This is a genomic window from Legionella erythra, assembly GCF_001467615.1.
GTDB lineage: Bacteria > Pseudomonadota > Gammaproteobacteria > Legionellales > Legionellaceae > Legionella_C > Legionella_C erythra.
In genome coordinates this window covers 115,723-131,378 of the sequence record NZ_LNYA01000024.1, presented here as the reverse complement: position 1 = coordinate 131,378, position 15,656 = coordinate 115,723, and the positions used below count along the sequence as shown (strand labels likewise).

Here is a 15,656-nt window from a genome sequence, read left to right as displayed (position 1 = left end):
AAGGTTTACGTTTCGCGATTCGTGAAGGTGGCCGTACCGTTGGTGCGGGTGTTGTTGCAAAAATCATCGAGTAATTGATGGTTTGGGTGCAAACTGGGTTTGCACCCAACATGTTAAGTTAGGCCAGTAGCTCAATTGGCAGAGTGGCGGTCTCCAAAACCGCAGGTTGGGGGTTCGATTCCCTCCTGGCCTGCCAACTAACAGAATACATATGACTAATTCATCAAATTCAAGATTTACATTCAAAGAAGCAATCTTGTGGTTAGGAATACTATTGCTAACTGCGGGTGCTTTTTTTGTTACCTATTATTATTCTTATTCCGCGCCGGTTAAAATTATTATATGGATCGGTTGGCTGGTTGGATGTGCTATACTTGCATTTTTTACCAACAAAGGGCGGCAGGTTTTTGAATTTGCAAACGAAGCCAAAGTAGAACTACAAAAAGTGGTTTGGCCCTCCCGACAAGAAACAGTACAGACAACGTCAATCGTTATGATTATGGTTGCTGTGACTGGTTTTATTTTGTGGGGCGTTGATTCTGCAATGATGTGGGTCATTGCTAAAATAACACATTTAGGTTGAGATCAAGGTGGAAGAACAGAATAAGGTTGAAGAACAAAAGTCAAAGCAGTGGTATGTTGTTCATGCCTACTCAGGCTATGAAAATTTTGTCATGCGAGAAATAAAATCACGTGCGGAGCACCATCAACTGCAAGATAAGATAGGTGAGGTTGTTGTCCCTTCTGAAGAAGTGGTTGAAATGAGAGCGGGGCAAAAACGTAAAAGCACCCGCAAATTCTTCCCTGGCTATGTTCTTGTCAATATGGTGATGGATGATGCCACCTGGCATATGATCAGAGCCATCCCGCGAGTGCTTGGTTTTATTGGTGGTACAAGCCAAACCCCTACGCCAATCAGCGATAAAGAAGCCCGTGCGATTTTACAGCGTGTTGAAGATGGTGTAACCAAGCCTAAGCCAAAAATTTTGTTTGAACCAGGCGAAGTCGTTAGAGTGAAGGAAGGTCCTTTCGTTGACTTTAACGGCGTCGTCGAAGAGGTCAATTATGAGAAAAGCCGTTTACGTGTTGCCGTTCTCATTTTTGGTCGCTCCACTCCTGTCGAGCTGGAGTTTAGTCAGGTTGAAAAGACCTGATCTTTGTTAGTAACGGGAAGCCAAACACTGATTACCAATCAGACATTGGCGCTATACCCATAAGGAGTCATCATGGCTAAAAAAGTTGAAGGTTATGTCAAGTTACAGATCCCCGCAGGAAAGGCTAATCCAAGCCCTCCAGTAGGTCCTGCTCTGGGTCAGCGCGGCGTAAACATTATGGAATTCTGTAAAGCCTTTAATGCGGCTACCCAGAATTTGGAAGCAGGTTTGCCCATCCCTGTTGTTATTACTGTATATAGTGATCGCAGCTTTACCTTTATTACTAAAACACCCCCGGCATCGGTCTTATTGAAAAAGAAGGCGGGTTTGCAAAGCGGTAGTAGTAACCCCAATACGAAGAAGGTGGCAACGTTGAAGCGAGCTGATCTCGAAGAAATTGCCAAAACAAAAGAACCCGATTTAACTGCCGGAAGTTTAGATGCAGCGGTACGCACCATTGCTGGAACTGCCCGTAGCATGGGTATCGAAGTTGAAGGTTGATAATAAGGGGCACTACCATGGCAAGTTTAAGTAAAAAGCAACAGAAAATTCGTGAAAAAGTAAAAACCAATTATTTGTACAATCCAGCTGAAGCCATTGAAATTCTGAAAGAGTTTGCAAGCAGCAAATTCAGAGAGAGCGTCGATATTAGCGTTAATCTGGGCGTCGATCCGAGAAAATCGGATCAGGTCGTTAGAACATCAACCAATCTGCCAAAAGGTACAGGTAAGACTGTCCGTGTAGCAGTATTCGCACAAGGCGATAATGCCACCAAGGCTAAGAATGCTGGTGCGGATCTGGTTGGATTTGAAGATTTAGCGGATAAAATTAAAGCTGGCGAATTGGATTTTGACGTCGTCATCGCTACACCTGATGCCATGCGCATCGTCGGTCAATTGGGTCAAATTCTTGGTCCACGCGGTCTGATGCCTAATCCAAAAGTAGGTACAGTCACGACTAACGTCGAAGCAGCAGTCACTGATGCCAAGTCAGGTCAGGTTCGTTATCGCACGGATAAAAACGGTATCATTCATTGTACTGTGGGTAAAATTGATTTCACCGCAGACGATCTGATTGAAAACATTACTGCGTTAATGGTTGACTTGAAAAAAGCAAAACCAGCTTCATCTAAAGGGGTATATTTGAAAAAAATTACCTTATCAACCACAATGGGTCCTGGATTGCCTATTGATATTGCATCATTACCTGTGTAATATATCTGACCTGAATTTCGAATTCACGGCATAGACTCGTTCCATGCCGTCGAAGACCGCAGGTGCAGAAATGCTTAATTATCCTGCGCAGACGGTGAACCGGAACAGAAGTTATTCTGAGACGGCCACCATAACTGTCAAATCATTAGGATTTGCACAACTTAGGAGGTCACTAACGTGACGATAACATTAGCTGCAAAGAAAGCTGTTGTCGAAGAAGTAAATGCAGTTGCTTCTAAGGCTATTTCGGCTGTGGTTGCTGATTATCGCGGTTTGACTGTAAACCAAATGACCCAATTGCGTACCCAGGCACGCAAATCCGGTGTTTATCTGAGGGTGGTTAGAAACACGCTAACCCGTAGAGCCTTTGAAAACACCGATTTTTCCTGCTTGAGTGATAAATTGGTTGGTCCTTTATTTATTGCGTTATCGCTTGAAGCACCAAGTGATGCCGCACGATTATTAAAGGATTTCGTAAAAACATTTGACAAGCTTGAAATCAAAGCATTATCTGTGGGCGGTAAAGTCTATGGTGCTGATCAATTGGATGCAGTGGCCAGCTTACCGACTAAAGATGAGGCATTAGCCAAACTGATGTTTGTGATGAAAGCGCCTATTGAGAAATTTGTCCGTACACTTGCCGAGCCGCATGCCAAACTGGTTAGAACGGTTGCTGCAATTAAAGACAAAAAAGAACAGTAAAATTCCGATAATCGATTATATTTAATTAGGAGCTAGTAATGGCTGTATCAAAAAATGAGATCCTTGAAACAATCTCTAACATGACCGTAATGGAAGTTGTTGAGTTGATCGAGGCAATGGAAGAAAAATTCGGCGTTTCTGCTGCCGCTGCTGCTGTAGCTGTCGCTGCCCCCGCTGCTGCTGGTGCATCTGCTGCTGCTGAAGAAAAAACAGAATTTGACGTGGTTATGACAAGCTTTGGATCTAACAAAGTTGGCGTCATCAAAGTCATTCGTAACATTACCGGTTTAGGCTTAAAAGAAGCCAAAGACCTGGTTGAAGGTGCACCGGCTACTGTTAAAGAAGGTGTATCAAAAGACGAAGCAGCTAGCATCAAGAAAGATCTGGAAGAAGCTGGCGCGACTGTTGACGTTAAGTAATAATTATACGTCTCTATTTCAGAACCCGGCCATGGTTACATGGCTGGGTTTGTGTGTTTGATGATCAATAATTTACAGAGGAACTACCATGGCAACTGCAGAAGCTAAACCTCAACACTATTCTCACGCCGAGAAGAAGCGATTTCGTAAGAGCTTTGGCAGGCAAGCTGACAAGATGGCGATTCCCAATCTCCTGGACATTCAATTAAAGTCCTATCGAGATTTCCTGGAAGCTGACTCAAAAGCCAACTCAGAACAGAAAACAGGTTTGCATGCAGCATTTTCATCCGTATTTCCTATTGAAAGTTTTTCCGGTAACGCCCGTTTAGAATATGTGGGTTACAAATTGGGCGAACCCGCCTTTGACGTAAGAGAGTGTAAATTACGCGGTTTAACTTATTCCGCCCCTCTGCGTGTTAAAATCAGACTCGTTGTACTTGATAAAGATGCGGCTGGTGAACCAAAGCCCATTAAAGATATCCGTGAACAAGACGTATTCATGGGTGAAATCCCATTAATGACGGATGTGGGTACGTTTGTCGTTAATGGTACCGAGCGTGTGGTCGTTTCGCAGCTCCATCGCTCCCCAGGTGTTATCTTTGAACATGATCGCGGCAAGACTCATTCTTCCGGTAAATTGCTTTATTCCGCCCGTATTATCCCATACCGTGGTTCATGGCTTGATTTTGAATTTGACCCCAAAGATTGTGTTTTCGTGCGCATTGACCGCCGTAGGAAATTACCGGTCAGCATTTTACTGCGCGCACTGGGTTATGAAGTTGAAAATATCCTTGCCGAGTTTTTTGAATCGACCGTTTGCCAGTTACGCAATGGTGAATTCCATATTAATTTGATCCCTGCCCGCTTACGGGGTGAGATTGCTTCATTTGATATTGCTGTGCCTGAAACGGGCGAGTTGATTGTTGAGCAAGGCCGCCGTATTACTGCCCGTCATATTAAAATGATGGAAAAGAGCAATATGCAGGATCTCGTGGTCCCGCAGGATTATTTAGTCGGTAAGATATTGGCTAAAAACATTGTCAATACCGAAACAGGCGAAGTATTGGCTAATGCCAATGATGAAGTGACGTCTGAATTACTGGATCAATTGGCTGAGCATGGCATTTTGTCGTTCGAAATGATCTACACCAATGATTTGGATCATGGTTCTTATATTTCGGATACTTTAAAAATTGATCCCACCAATAGTCAGCTTGAAGCACTGGTAGAAATTTACCGTATGATGCGTCCTGGTGAACCGCCAACCAAAGAAGCGGCGGAAGCTTTATTTAAGAACCTCTTCTTTGCTGAAGATCGTTACGATTTATCCGCTGTCGGCCGTATGAAATTTAACCGCCGCGTTGGCCGTAAAGAAGATCAGGGTCCAGGCACGTTAACAAAAGAAGATATCCTCGCAGTTATCAAAACATTAATTGATATTCGTAACGGCATTGGCATGGTTGATGATATCGATCATCTGGGTAACCGTCGGGTGCGCAGTGTCGGCGAGATGACAGAAAACCAGTTTCGTGTCGGCTTGGTCCGTGTTGAGCGAGCGGTCAAAGAGCGTTTAAGCCTGGTTGAATCTGAAAATCTGATGCCCCAGGATTTGATTAACGCCAAACCTGTTTCTGCAGCAATCAAAGAGTTTTTTGGTTCTAGCCAGTTATCTCAGTTTATGGATCAGGTTAATCCGCTTTCTGGTGTTACACACAAGCGCCGTGTTTCGGCACTTGGCCCAGGCGGTTTGACTCGTGAACGTGCAGGATTTGAGGTCCGCGACGTTCATACCACCCATTATGGCCGTGTTTGCCCGATTGAAACCCCTGAAGGTCCAAACATCGGTTTGATTAATTCACTCTCTGTTTATGCACGCACTAACGATTACGGCTTTATTGAAACACCTTGCCGTAAAGTAGTCGACGGTCACGTGACGGATGAAATTGAATACCTGTCAGCTATTGAGGAAGTTGATCAATACATTGCTCAGTCCAGTGTTGCAGTTGATGAGAAGGGCAAGATTCTTGCTGATCTGGTTCCCTGCCGTCATCAAAATGAATTTTCATTAACGACACCTGATAAAATTAATTACATGGATGTCTCACCCAAACAGATCGTATCGGTAGCAGCCTCCTTGATTCCGTTCCTTGAACATGATGACGCGAACCGTGCGTTAATGGGTTCAAACATGCAACGGCAGGCGGTTCCAACGCTGCGTTCTGAAAAACCGCTGGTTGGTACGGGAATGGAGCGTACAGTTGCTTCTGATTCCGGGGTTTCGGTTGTCGCTAAACGAGGTGGTGTCATTGATTTGGTCGATGCCTCTCGTATTGTTGTTCGTGTAAACGATGACGAAACCACCGCAGGCGAAACCGGGGTAGACATTTATAACCTGACGAAATATTTCCGTTCGAACCAGGATACCTGCATTAATCAGCGGCCTATTGTTAATACGGGCGATCGCATTCAAAAGGGTGATGTCCTGGCCGATGGTCCCTGCACTGATATGGGTGAGTTGGCGTTGGGTCAAAACCTGCTTGTCGCGTTTATGCCCTGGAACGGTTATAACTTCGAAGACTCGATTTTGATTTCTGAGCGCATTGTTCAGGAAGACCGCTTCACCACGATTCATATTGAAGAATTAACCTGTATCGCACGGGATACCAAACTGGGAACAGAAGAGATCACCGCTGATATTCCCAATGTCGGAGAATCCGCGCTGGCTAATCTTGATCAGTCCGGTGTGGTTTATATTGGTGCTGAGGTATCCGCAGGCGATATTCTTGTTGGTAAAGTAACGCCAAAAGGCGAAACTCAATTAACGCCAGAAGAAAAATTGTTAAGAGCGATTTTCGGTGAGAAGGCCTCGGATGTAAAAGACTCTTCATTACGCGTTCCTTCCGGTATGAACGGAACGGTTATTGACGTTCAGGTTTTTACACGTGATGGTTTGGAAAAAGATGAGCGTGCCAAGAGCATCGAGGAAGAGCATCTGGCTCGTGTCCGCAAAGACCTTATTGACGAACGACGTATTCGTGAAGAAGACATCTATCATCGTGTTTACAATTTGTTGCTTAACAAAACAGCAGCAGGCGGACCAGCCAGCATGAAACCAGGCTCTAAAATCACGGAAGCTTATTTGCAGAAAGTTGATAGAAGCAAATGGTTTGATGTGCGTGTGGATGATGAAGTCATTAGTCAGCAATTGGAACAATTGTCCAAGCAGCTTGAGTTGCTCGGTAAAGAGATGGAAAAGCGCTTTAATGACAGCCGCAAGAAGATTATTCAGGGCGATGATTTGGCACCTGGTGTGTTAAAGATTGTTAAAGTTTATCTGGCCGTTAAGCGACGCATCCAGCCAGGCGATAAAATGGCCGGTCGTCACGGAAACAAAGGGGTTATTTCCATTGTGGTTCCGGTGGAAGATATGCCTTATATGGCTGATGGTACCGCGGTGGATATCGTATTGAACCCATTAGGCGTACCATCTCGTATGAACATTGGTCAGGTTCTTGAAACTCACCTTGGTCTTGCTGCCAAAGGTTTGGGGCAACGCATTGCCGATTTAGTTCACAGCAACAAGCCGGTGAAGCAGATTCGTGAATTTTTAGGCAAGATCTATAATCATGATGGCGTCCAACGCGTTGATCTGCAAAAGCTTGACGACAATGAGGTGGCTATCCTTGCTGATAACCTGCGTGCTGGTGTTCCCATGGCGACACCGGTATTTGACGGTGCCAGCGAAGCAGAAATTAAATCCATGCTGGAACTGGCTGGTTTGCCAGCTGATGGAAAAACCACATTGATCGACGGGCGCACAGGTAAAACATTTGATAACCCTGTGACTGTCGGTTACATGTACATGCTCAAACTGAATCACCTTGTGGACGACAAGATGCACGCCCGTTCCACCGGCTCGTATAGTCTGGTTACCCAGCAACCGCTTGGCGGTAAGGCTCAGTTCGGAGGCCAGCGTTTCGGGGAAATGGAGGTCTGGGCATTGGAAGCTTATGGTGCGGCTTATACGTTGCAAGAAATGTTAACGGTTAAATCAGACGATGTCGGAGGACGAACTAAGATATATAAAAATATAGTTGATGGTGATCATCGTATGGATCCTGGAATGCCTGAATCCTTCAATGTATTACTGAAGGAAATTAGAGCATTGGGTATTGATATCGAACTGAACCACGACTAATACGTTCAGCGATCAATTCTGATAAACACATTTTTGGAGGCATAGACTTGGCTAATCTAAGCAGCGACCCAATGAGAAAAGCACCTGTAATGAGTGATTTGCTTGGCATCCTCAAACAACAAGGGCAAAGTGAAGAATTCGATGCAATTAAAATTGCACTGGCTTCACCTGAATTAATTCGATCCTGGTCTTATGGCGAAGTAAAAAAACCCGAGACCATTAATTACCGTACCTTTAAGCCGGAGCGTGATGGCTTATTTTGCGCAAAAACCTTTGGTCCAGTGAAGGATTACGAATGTTTATGCGGTAAGTACAAGCGACTCAAGCACCGCGGCGTGATTTGTGAAAAGTGTGGGGTTGAACTGGCATTGGCTAAAGTTCGCCGTGAACGAATGGGACACATTGAACTGGCCAGTCCGGTGGCTCATATATGGTTCCTGAAATCACTGCCTTCCAGAATCGGCTTGTTGCTGGATATGACGCTGCGTGATATCGAGCGCGTTCTTTATTTTGAAGCATTTGTCGTAGTTGACCCCGGTATGACCGAGTTAGAGCGCGGGCAATTGCTGAATGATGAAGTGTATCTGGAAGCAATGGAACAATACGGTGATGAATTCGATGCTCGCATGGGTGCAGAAGCCATCCGTGATTTATTGCGCCAGATCGATCTTGAAGAAGAAATTCGAACATTGCGTGAAGAATTGCCTACAACCAATTCTGAAACCAAAATTAAGAAGATCACGAAACGTTTAAAATTGATCGAAGCATTTTACGAGTCGGGTAACAAACCGGAATGGATGATTATGGATGTCCTGCCCGTATTGCCGCCTGATCTTCGGCCTTTAGTGCCGCTTGATGGCGGACGTTTTGCCACATCCGACTTGAACGATTTATACCGTCGCGTGATTAACCGCAATAACCGCCTAAAGCGATTACTGGATCTGAACGCCCCTGACATCATTGTCCGTAATGAGAAACGGATGCTGCAGGAATCGGTTGACGCGCTGCTCGATAACGGCCGCCGTGGTCGAGCGATTACAGGAACTAACAAGCGTCCATTAAAATCCCTGGCAGACATGATTAAAGGGAAGCAAGGCCGTTTCCGTCAAAACCTCTTGGGTAAGCGGGTAGATTACTCCGGTCGTTCGGTTATCGTGGTCGGTCCTACTTTACGCTTGCACCAATGTGGTCTGCCGAAAAAAATGGCTCTGGAGCTGTTCAAACCGTTTATTTTCAGCAAGCTGGAATTTAGAGGTCTTGCGACTACAATTAAAGCCGCCAAGAAAATGGTAGAGCGCGAAGAACCCATTGTATGGGATATCCTTGATGATGTTATTCGCGAACATCCTATTCTTTTAAACCGAGCGCCTACACTTCACCGCTTAGGTATTCAGGCGTTTGAGCCGGTGTTAATCGAAGGCAAGGCTATTCAGCTCCATCCGCTTGTTTGTACTGCCTATAACGCCGACTTCGACGGTGACCAGATGGCTGTGCATGTTCCATTAACCCTGGAAGCGCAGTTGGAAGCCCGTTCCCTGATGATGTCTACTAATAATATTCTGTCCCCCGCGAGCGGGGAGCCGATTATTGTTCCCAGTCAGGACGTGGTACTCGGTCTTTATTACCTGACCCGTGAACGTATTAATGCCAAAGGTGAGGGCAAAATTTTTGTCAGCGCTCAGGAAGCCCAGAATTTTTACGAAGCGGGATACATTGATATTCACGCCAAGATTAAAGTTCGTATGCCCAAAGATAATGAAGATGCCACAAACGGTGAAAACGATGGCGTACACCTGGTTGATACGACAGTGGGACGCGCTATCTTGGCTGACATTTTGCCTAAAGGCATGGCATTTTCTCAAATCAACCGCACCATGACCAAGAAAGTCATTTCACGTGTTGTTGACCATTGCTACCGTAGATTTGGCTTGAAAGAGACGGTCATTTTTGCTGACCAGCTTATGTATACCGGCTTTAAATACGCCACACGTGCCGGTGCGTCGATTGGAATCGAGGACATGGAGATTCCAGACGACAAGGCCACTATTATTGAACAGGCCGATAATGAAGTGCGAGAAATTGAATCGCAATTCCGTTCTGGTCTGGTCACCAATGGCGAACGTTATAACAAGGTCATCGATATCTGGTCGCGTACCAACGAAATGGTGGCCAAATCGATGATGAGCAAAATCGCGACGGAAGAAGTGATTGACCGTGAAGGGAATACAACTCGACAGGAATCATTCAACCCCATCTTTATGATGGCTGACTCCGGAGCGAGGGGATCGGCAGCCCAGATCCGTCAGCTCGCTGGTATGCGGGGATTGATGGCGGCACCAGACGGTTCTATTATTGAAACGCCAATTACAGCTAACTTCCGCGAAGGATTGAACGTATTCCAGTACTTTATTTCCACTCACGGTGCGCGTAAGGGTTTGGCCGATACCGCCTTAAAAACAGCGAACTCCGGTTATCTGACAAGACGTCTGGTGGATGTTGCTCAGGATGTTGTGATTACCCAGGATGATTGCGGAACCGAAAACGGTATTCTCATGCAGCCTCTGATTGAGGGCGGGGACATTGTTGAACCCTTGCATGAAAGGGTATTGGGGCGTGTCGTCGCAACGGATGTTTATATCCCTAATCAGGAAGACGCGGTTGTAACTGCCGGTACGCTGTTGGATGAAGACTGGGTCGAGAAGCTTGAAAAGCTTGGTGTCGATCAGATTCTGGTTCGTTCACCGATTACTTGTGAAACCCGTTTTGGTTTATGCGCCAAGTGCTATGGGCGTGATCTGGCTCGTGGCCACCTGGTCAATACCGGGGAAGCAGTCGGTATTATTGCGGCCCAATCAATCGGTGAGCCAGGTACCCAGTTAACGATGCGTACTTTCCATATCGGGGGTGCGGCATCAAGGGCAACAGCGGCTAATAATATCCAGATTAAGAATAAAGGGGTTATCCGTCTGCACAATATCAAGACGGTTACTCACGAAAATGGCAACCTGGTTGCTGTATCCCGTTCAGGTGAAGTGTCAATTGTTGATGACTTTGGCCGTGAGCGTGAACGCTACAAACTGCCTTATGGTTCTGTGTTGACCGTTCATGACAACATGGCTGTAGAAGCAGGGCAAGTGATTGCCAGCTGGGATCCGCATACGCACCCGGTTATTTCCGAGGTAAGCGGTAAACTGAAGTTTATTGACTTAATCGAAGGCATTACGATGAATCGCCAGACCGATGAAATAACAGGTCTGAGTAACATTGTGGTCATCGATGCCAAGCAACGCAGTTCGGCTGGTCGTGATATGCGCCCTATGGTTAAGCTGGTATCCGATGACGGAGAAGAGATTTATCTGGCCGGTACGAATGTTCCAGCTCAATATTATCTTCCTGTGGATGCAATCATTAACTTCGAAGACGGTAATATAGTGGGTGTGGGTGATGTTATCGCCCGTATTCCTCAAGAGCGCTCTAAAACGCGTGATATTACGGGGGGTCTGCCGCGTGTTGCTGACTTGTTTGAAGCGAGAAAACCCAAGGATGCAGCTGTTATGGCTGAAATATCAGGCCTGGTGAACTTTGGTAAAGAAACCAAAGGAAAACGGCGTTTGATTATTACGGCATCAGAAAATCAGTTCCATGAGGAATTAATACCCAAATGGCGTCATATATCAGTATTTGAGGGCGAGCATGTTGAGCGAGGTGAGGTAATCGCTGAAGGCCCGCTCAATCCGCACGATATATTGCGTTTGCTTGGTGTCGGTGCGCTGGCCAATTACATCGTTAACGAAGTACAGGATGTTTATCGCCTTCAGGGGGTAAAAATCAACGACAAGCATATCGAAACCATTGTTCGGCAAATGCTGCGTAAACGGGTTATTACGTTTGCCGGTGACTCGAAGTTCCTGGTGGGCGAGCATGTTGAAGAAAGCCTGATGCTGCAAGAGAATGACAAACTGGTCGCTGAAGGTAAACAACCCGCGCATGGTACGCCGATATTGCTGGGTATTACCAAGGCTTCTTTAGCCACTGAATCGTTTATTTCAGCGGCGTCATTCCAGGAAACCACAAGGGTACTGACCGAAGCGGCTGTTAGCGGTAAGGTTGATGATCTGCGGGGCTTGAAAGAGAACGTGATGGTCGGTCGTCTGATCCCGGCAGGAACAGGTTATGCCTATCACCAGAGCCGTAAGGCAAAACGAGCCAGAGCTGCAAGTACTGAGCATACTGGACATACCGTCACTGCAAGTGATGTTGAGCATGCATTGAGTGAAGCGCTGAACGCAGACAATCATGATGATTAAATTGGATTGAGTAGTCCCTGCAGGTTTGACTTGACAAATCTGCCGGAGCTATATAGAATCCGGCCTCCTTATGCATTCAAAATATAGACAAGAGATAAAGTTCGGAGTTAACAATAAATGGCTACTATTAATCAGTTAGTAAGAAAGCCTCGCAGAGACATTGAAGAGAAAAGTAAGGTCCCTGCTTTGCAATCCTGTCCACAACGACGAGGTGTATGCACGCGTGTATATACTACCACCCCTAAAAAGCCAAACTCTGCTATGCGTAAGGTAGCACGTGTGCGCTTGACCAATGGTTATGAAGTGTCTTCCTATATCGGTGGAGAAGGCCATAATCTGCAGGAACACTCTGTTGTATTAATTCGTGGCGGTAGGGTAAAAGATCTCCCTGGTGTTCGCTATCATACCGTTCGAGGAAGTCTGGATACGTCTGGTGTCAACGATCGTAAACAAGGTCGTTCTAAATACGGTACCAAGAAGCCGAAAGACAAGAAATAATCTGATTGTAGGAAATTGAAATGCCAAGAAGAAGAGAAGTACCCAAACGCGAAATTTTGCCTGATCCAAAGCATCACAGCGAACTGTTAGCGAAATTCATTAACGTCCTGATGGTAAGTGGCAAAAAATCAATTGCCGAAAAAATTACCTATGGCGCTCTGGATCTCTTAAATGAACGCATTAAGAAAAGCAAAAAGAACGATGAAGAAGGTGGAGAAGCTGGATCATCCAGTGCGGGCTCTGCTAATGTCCTTCATTACTTCGAGCAGGCTCTTGATAATGTAAGACCCAGCGTGGAAGTGCGCTCACGACGAGTGGGTGGTGCGACTTACCAGGTTCCTGTTGAAGTCCGCATGGATAGAAGCATTGCGCTTGGCATGCGTTGGATTGTTCAAGCTGCGCGTTCACGTGGTGAAAAAGGAATGATGCTGCGATTGGCAGGCGAATTAATCGATGCATTCGAAAGCAAAGGTTCGGCCGTGAAGAAGCGTGAGGATACCCATAAAATGGCCAAAGCTAACCAGGCTTTTGCACATTTTAGATGGAATTAACAGAGAGGTTACGCCGTGTCTACTCCGTTAGAACTATACAGAAATATTGGTATCGCTGCCCACGTTGATGCTGGTAAAACAACCACCACCGAGCGTGTTCTGTATTATACCGGTATGTCACATAAAATTGGCGAAGTGCATGATGGCGCTGCGACCATGGACTGGATGGTTCAGGAGCAGGAACGCGGAATCACGATTACCTCTGCAGCAACGACTTGCTACTGGGCTGGCATGGACAAGCAATATGCTCGTCATCGTATCAATATTATCGATACGCCCGGTCACGTCGACTTCATGATTGAAGTGGAACGCTCTTTACGCGTTCTCGATGGGGCTGTGGTTGTATTCGATGCTGTATCAGGAGTTGAGCCGCAATCGGAAACCGTATGGCGTCAGGCTGACAAGTACGGTGTTCCTCGCGTTGTGTTTGTGAATAAAATGGACCGTATGGGCGCAAACTTCTTGCGTGTAGTCAGTCAAATCAAACAGCGGCTCGGTTCAAATCCTGTGGTTGTTCAATTGCCAATTGGTGCCGAAGAGGCATTTGTTGGTGTGGTTGATTTAATAAAAATGAAGGCGATTCACTGGGATGAAGAGAATAAGGGCATGTCGTTTGAATACAAGCCAATCCCGGATAATATGCGCGCTCAGTGTGAAGAATATCGCGGACTGATCATTGAAGCAGCTGCTGAAGCGTCTGAAGAGTTAATGGAAAAATACCTGGAAGGTGGCGAATTCACTGAAGAGGAAATCAAAAAGGCATTAAGACAACGGACTATTGCCAACCAAATGGTTCCGGTTTTCTGTGGTTCAGCCTTCAAGAATAAAGGGGTGCAGGCTGTGCTTGATGGTGTTGTTGACTATCTGCCTTCGCCGATTGATATTCCAGCTATTAAAGGTCATGACGAGCACGGGGATGATATTCAACGCAAAACGTCGTATGACGAGCCGTTCTCTGCTCTGGCATTTAAAATTGCAACGGATCCTTTCGTAGGAACATTAACCTATTTCCGAGCTTATTCGGGTGTGCTCAAAAGTGGCGACACCGTTTATAACTCGGTAAAAGGTAAAAAAGAACGTATAGGCCGTCTTCTTCAAATGCATGCAAATTCGCGTGAAGAAATTAAAGAAGTTCGTGCAGGTGATATTGCTGCCGCTGTCGGCTTAAAAACTGTGACGACCGGTGATACCCTCTGTGATCCTGATTCAGTGGTTATTCTTGAGCGAATGGATTTCCCTGATCCGGTTATCGCGGTTGCGGTAGAGCCAAAAACCAAGGCCGACCAGGAAAAAATGTCGATTGCCTTAGGCAAGCTTGCTCAGGAGGACCCCTCATTCCGTGTTCATACTGATGAAGAGTCAGGACAAACGATTATTCAGGGCATGGGTGAGTTGCATCTTGAGATCATTGTAGATCGCATGAAGCGTGAATTTAACGTGGAAGCGAATGTTGGAAAACCACAGGTTGCTTATCGCGAAACAATTAAATCCTCTGTTGAACAAGAGGGTAAATTTGTTCGTCAATCAGGTGGCCGTGGTCAGTATGGACATGTATGGCTTAAAATTGAGCCAAACGATGCGGGTGCTGGGTATGAGTTTGTCAATGCCATTGTCGGTGGTGTAATTCCCAAAGAATACATCCCGGCAGTTGACAAGGGTATTCAAGAACAGATGCAAAATGGTGTTATTGCCGGGTATCCAGTAGTCGATGTAAAAGTGACTCTGTTTGATGGATCTTTCCACGAAGTGGACTCGAGTGAGATGGCGTTTAAAATTGCCGGTTCTCAATGTTTCAAACAAGGGGCCGCAAAAGCGAAACCTGTTTTGCTTGAACCGATCATGAGTGTAGAGGTGGTTACTCCTGAAGATTACATGGGTGATGTGATGGGTGATCTCAACAGACGTCGTGGTTTGGTTCAGGGTATGGAAGATTCTCCTGCTGGAAAAGTTATCCGAGCGGAAGTGCCTTTGGCTGAAATGTTTGGATATGCAACCGATGTTCGTTCGGCAACACAGGGTAGAGCAACCTACTCTATGGAGTTCTCCAGGTATGCAGAGGCTCCAAATAACATTGCTGAAGCAATCATCAAGAAACAATAAAAGTTAAGTTAACGAGGTATAGAGAAAATGGCGAAGGAAAAGTTTGAGCGTAAGAAGCCACACGTAAACGTTGGAACGATTGGTCACGTAGACCATGGAAAGACAACGCTGACGGCAGCAATTACAACGATTATGGCAAACCTGCATGGCGGGACGGCAAAAGCATACGACCAGATCGATGCTGCACCAGAAGAAAGAGAGCGTGGTATTACCATTTCTACAGCACACGTAGAATACGAATCTGCAAACAGACACTATGCCCATGTTGATTGCCCAGGCCACGCGGATTATGTGAAGAACATGATCACGGGTGCGGCTCAGATGGATGGCGCCATTCTGGTGGTTTCTGCTGCAGATGGTCCGATGCCACAAACGCGTGAACACATTCTGCTGTCCCGTCAGGTTGGTGTACCTTACATTGTTGTGTTTATGAACAAAGCGGATATGGTTGATGATCCAGAATTATTAGAGCTGGTTGAGATGGAAGTGCGCGACCTTCTTAGCAGCTACGAG

The 15,656-nt window shown here is 46.0% G+C and carries 13 protein-coding genes and 1 tRNA gene; all 14 read left to right on the top strand.

Annotation, left to right across the window (positions count from 1 at the left end; translation table 11 throughout):
- Nucleotides 1–74, top strand: a 74-nt coding sequence (locus Lery_RS15865) for an EF-Tu C-terminal domain-related protein (RefSeq protein WP_202814033.1), incomplete at its 5' end; no start/stop codon positions are given.
- Nucleotides 75–120: 46 nt separating this feature from the next.
- Nucleotides 121–196 (top strand) — tRNA-Trp (locus Lery_RS07440).
- Nucleotides 197–211: 15 nt separating this feature from the next.
- The gene (secE, locus tag Lery_RS07435; protein WP_058526840.1) at nt 212–583 is read left to right on the top strand and encodes a preprotein translocase subunit SecE; all 372 of its coding nucleotides are present in this window, start codon (nt 212–214) and stop codon (nt 581–583) included.
- A 7-nt stretch (nt 584–590) separates the two neighbouring features.
- Entirely contained in the window at nt 591–1,154 is a 564-nt protein-coding gene (gene nusG / locus Lery_RS07430) for a transcription termination/antitermination protein NusG (protein ID WP_058526633.1), read from the top strand.
- A 72-nt stretch (nt 1,155–1,226) separates the two neighbouring features.
- Nucleotides 1,227–1,655 (top strand): 50S ribosomal protein L11, encoded by a 429-nt coding sequence (rplK, locus tag Lery_RS07425; RefSeq protein WP_058526632.1) that lies wholly within the window; start codon nt 1,227–1,229, stop codon nt 1,653–1,655.
- A gap of 17 nt (nt 1,656–1,672) precedes the next feature.
- Entirely contained in the window at nt 1,673–2,368 is a 696-nt protein-coding gene (gene rplA / locus Lery_RS07420) for a 50S ribosomal protein L1 (RefSeq protein WP_058526631.1), read from the top strand.
- A gap of 177 nt (nt 2,369–2,545) precedes the next feature.
- A complete protein-coding gene (gene rplJ, locus Lery_RS07415; protein ID WP_058526630.1) occupies nt 2,546–3,070 on the top strand; it encodes a 50S ribosomal protein L10 in 525 nt (174 codons plus the stop codon).
- 38 nt (nt 3,071–3,108) lie between these two features.
- The gene (rplL, locus tag Lery_RS07410) at nt 3,109–3,489 is read left to right on the top strand and encodes a 50S ribosomal protein L7/L12 (protein ID WP_058526629.1); all 381 of its coding nucleotides are present in this window, start codon (nt 3,109–3,111) and stop codon (nt 3,487–3,489) included.
- An 88-nt stretch (nt 3,490–3,577) separates the two neighbouring features.
- Nucleotides 3,578–7,687 carry a DNA-directed RNA polymerase subunit beta gene (gene rpoB, locus Lery_RS07405; protein WP_058526628.1) on the top strand — a complete coding sequence of 1,370 codons (4,110 nt, stop codon included), beginning with the start codon at nt 3,578–3,580 and terminating at the stop codon, nt 7,685–7,687.
- An 89-nt stretch (nt 7,688–7,776) separates the two neighbouring features.
- Nucleotides 7,777–11,994 carry a DNA-directed RNA polymerase subunit beta' gene (rpoC, locus tag Lery_RS07400; RefSeq protein WP_058526627.1) on the top strand — a complete coding sequence of 1,406 codons (4,218 nt, stop codon included), beginning with the start codon at nt 7,777–7,779 and terminating at the stop codon, nt 11,992–11,994.
- A gap of 117 nt (nt 11,995–12,111) precedes the next feature.
- Nucleotides 12,112–12,492, top strand: coding sequence for a 30S ribosomal protein S12 (rpsL, locus tag Lery_RS07395; RefSeq protein WP_058526626.1), 381 nt, complete (start codon nt 12,112–12,114; stop codon nt 12,490–12,492).
- Nucleotides 12,493–12,512: 20 nt separating this feature from the next.
- The gene (gene rpsG / locus Lery_RS07390; protein WP_058526625.1) at nt 12,513–13,043 is read left to right on the top strand and encodes a 30S ribosomal protein S7; all 531 of its coding nucleotides are present in this window, start codon (nt 12,513–12,515) and stop codon (nt 13,041–13,043) included.
- 15 nt (nt 13,044–13,058) lie between these two features.
- Nucleotides 13,059–15,143: an elongation factor G gene (gene fusA / locus Lery_RS07385; protein ID WP_058526624.1), complete on the top strand. Its 2,085-nt coding sequence runs from the start codon at nt 13,059–13,061 to the stop codon at nt 15,141–15,143.
- A 27-nt stretch (nt 15,144–15,170) separates the two neighbouring features.
- Nucleotides 15,171–15,656: GTP-binding protein (locus Lery_RS07380; RefSeq protein ID WP_156412485.1), on the top strand; the 486-nt coding region annotated here is incomplete at its 3' end.

Bases quoted from the DNA above. Each gene is read 5' to 3' on its own strand.
- rpsL (WP_058526626.1), top strand. From the start codon at position 12,112: ATGGCTACTATTAATCAGTTAGTAAGAAAGCCTCGCAGAGACATTGAA.
- rplL (WP_058526629.1), top strand. From the start codon at position 3,109: ATGGCTGTATCAAAAAATGAGATCCTTGAAACAATCTCTAACATGACC.
- rplA (WP_058526631.1), top strand. From the start codon at position 1,673: ATGGCAAGTTTAAGTAAAAAGCAACAGAAAATTCGTGAAAAAGTAAAA.
- rpoB (WP_058526628.1), top strand. From the start codon at position 3,578: ATGGCAACTGCAGAAGCTAAACCTCAACACTATTCTCACGCCGAGAAG.
- rplK (WP_058526632.1), top strand. From the start codon at position 1,227: ATGGCTAAAAAAGTTGAAGGTTATGTCAAGTTACAGATCCCCGCAGGA.
- rpoC (WP_058526627.1), top strand. From the start codon at position 7,777: ATGAGTGATTTGCTTGGCATCCTCAAACAACAAGGGCAAAGTGAAGAA.
- rpsG (WP_058526625.1), top strand. From the start codon at position 12,513: ATGCCAAGAAGAAGAGAAGTACCCAAACGCGAAATTTTGCCTGATCCA.
- secE (WP_058526840.1), top strand. From the start codon at position 212: ATGACTAATTCATCAAATTCAAGATTTACATTCAAAGAAGCAATCTTG.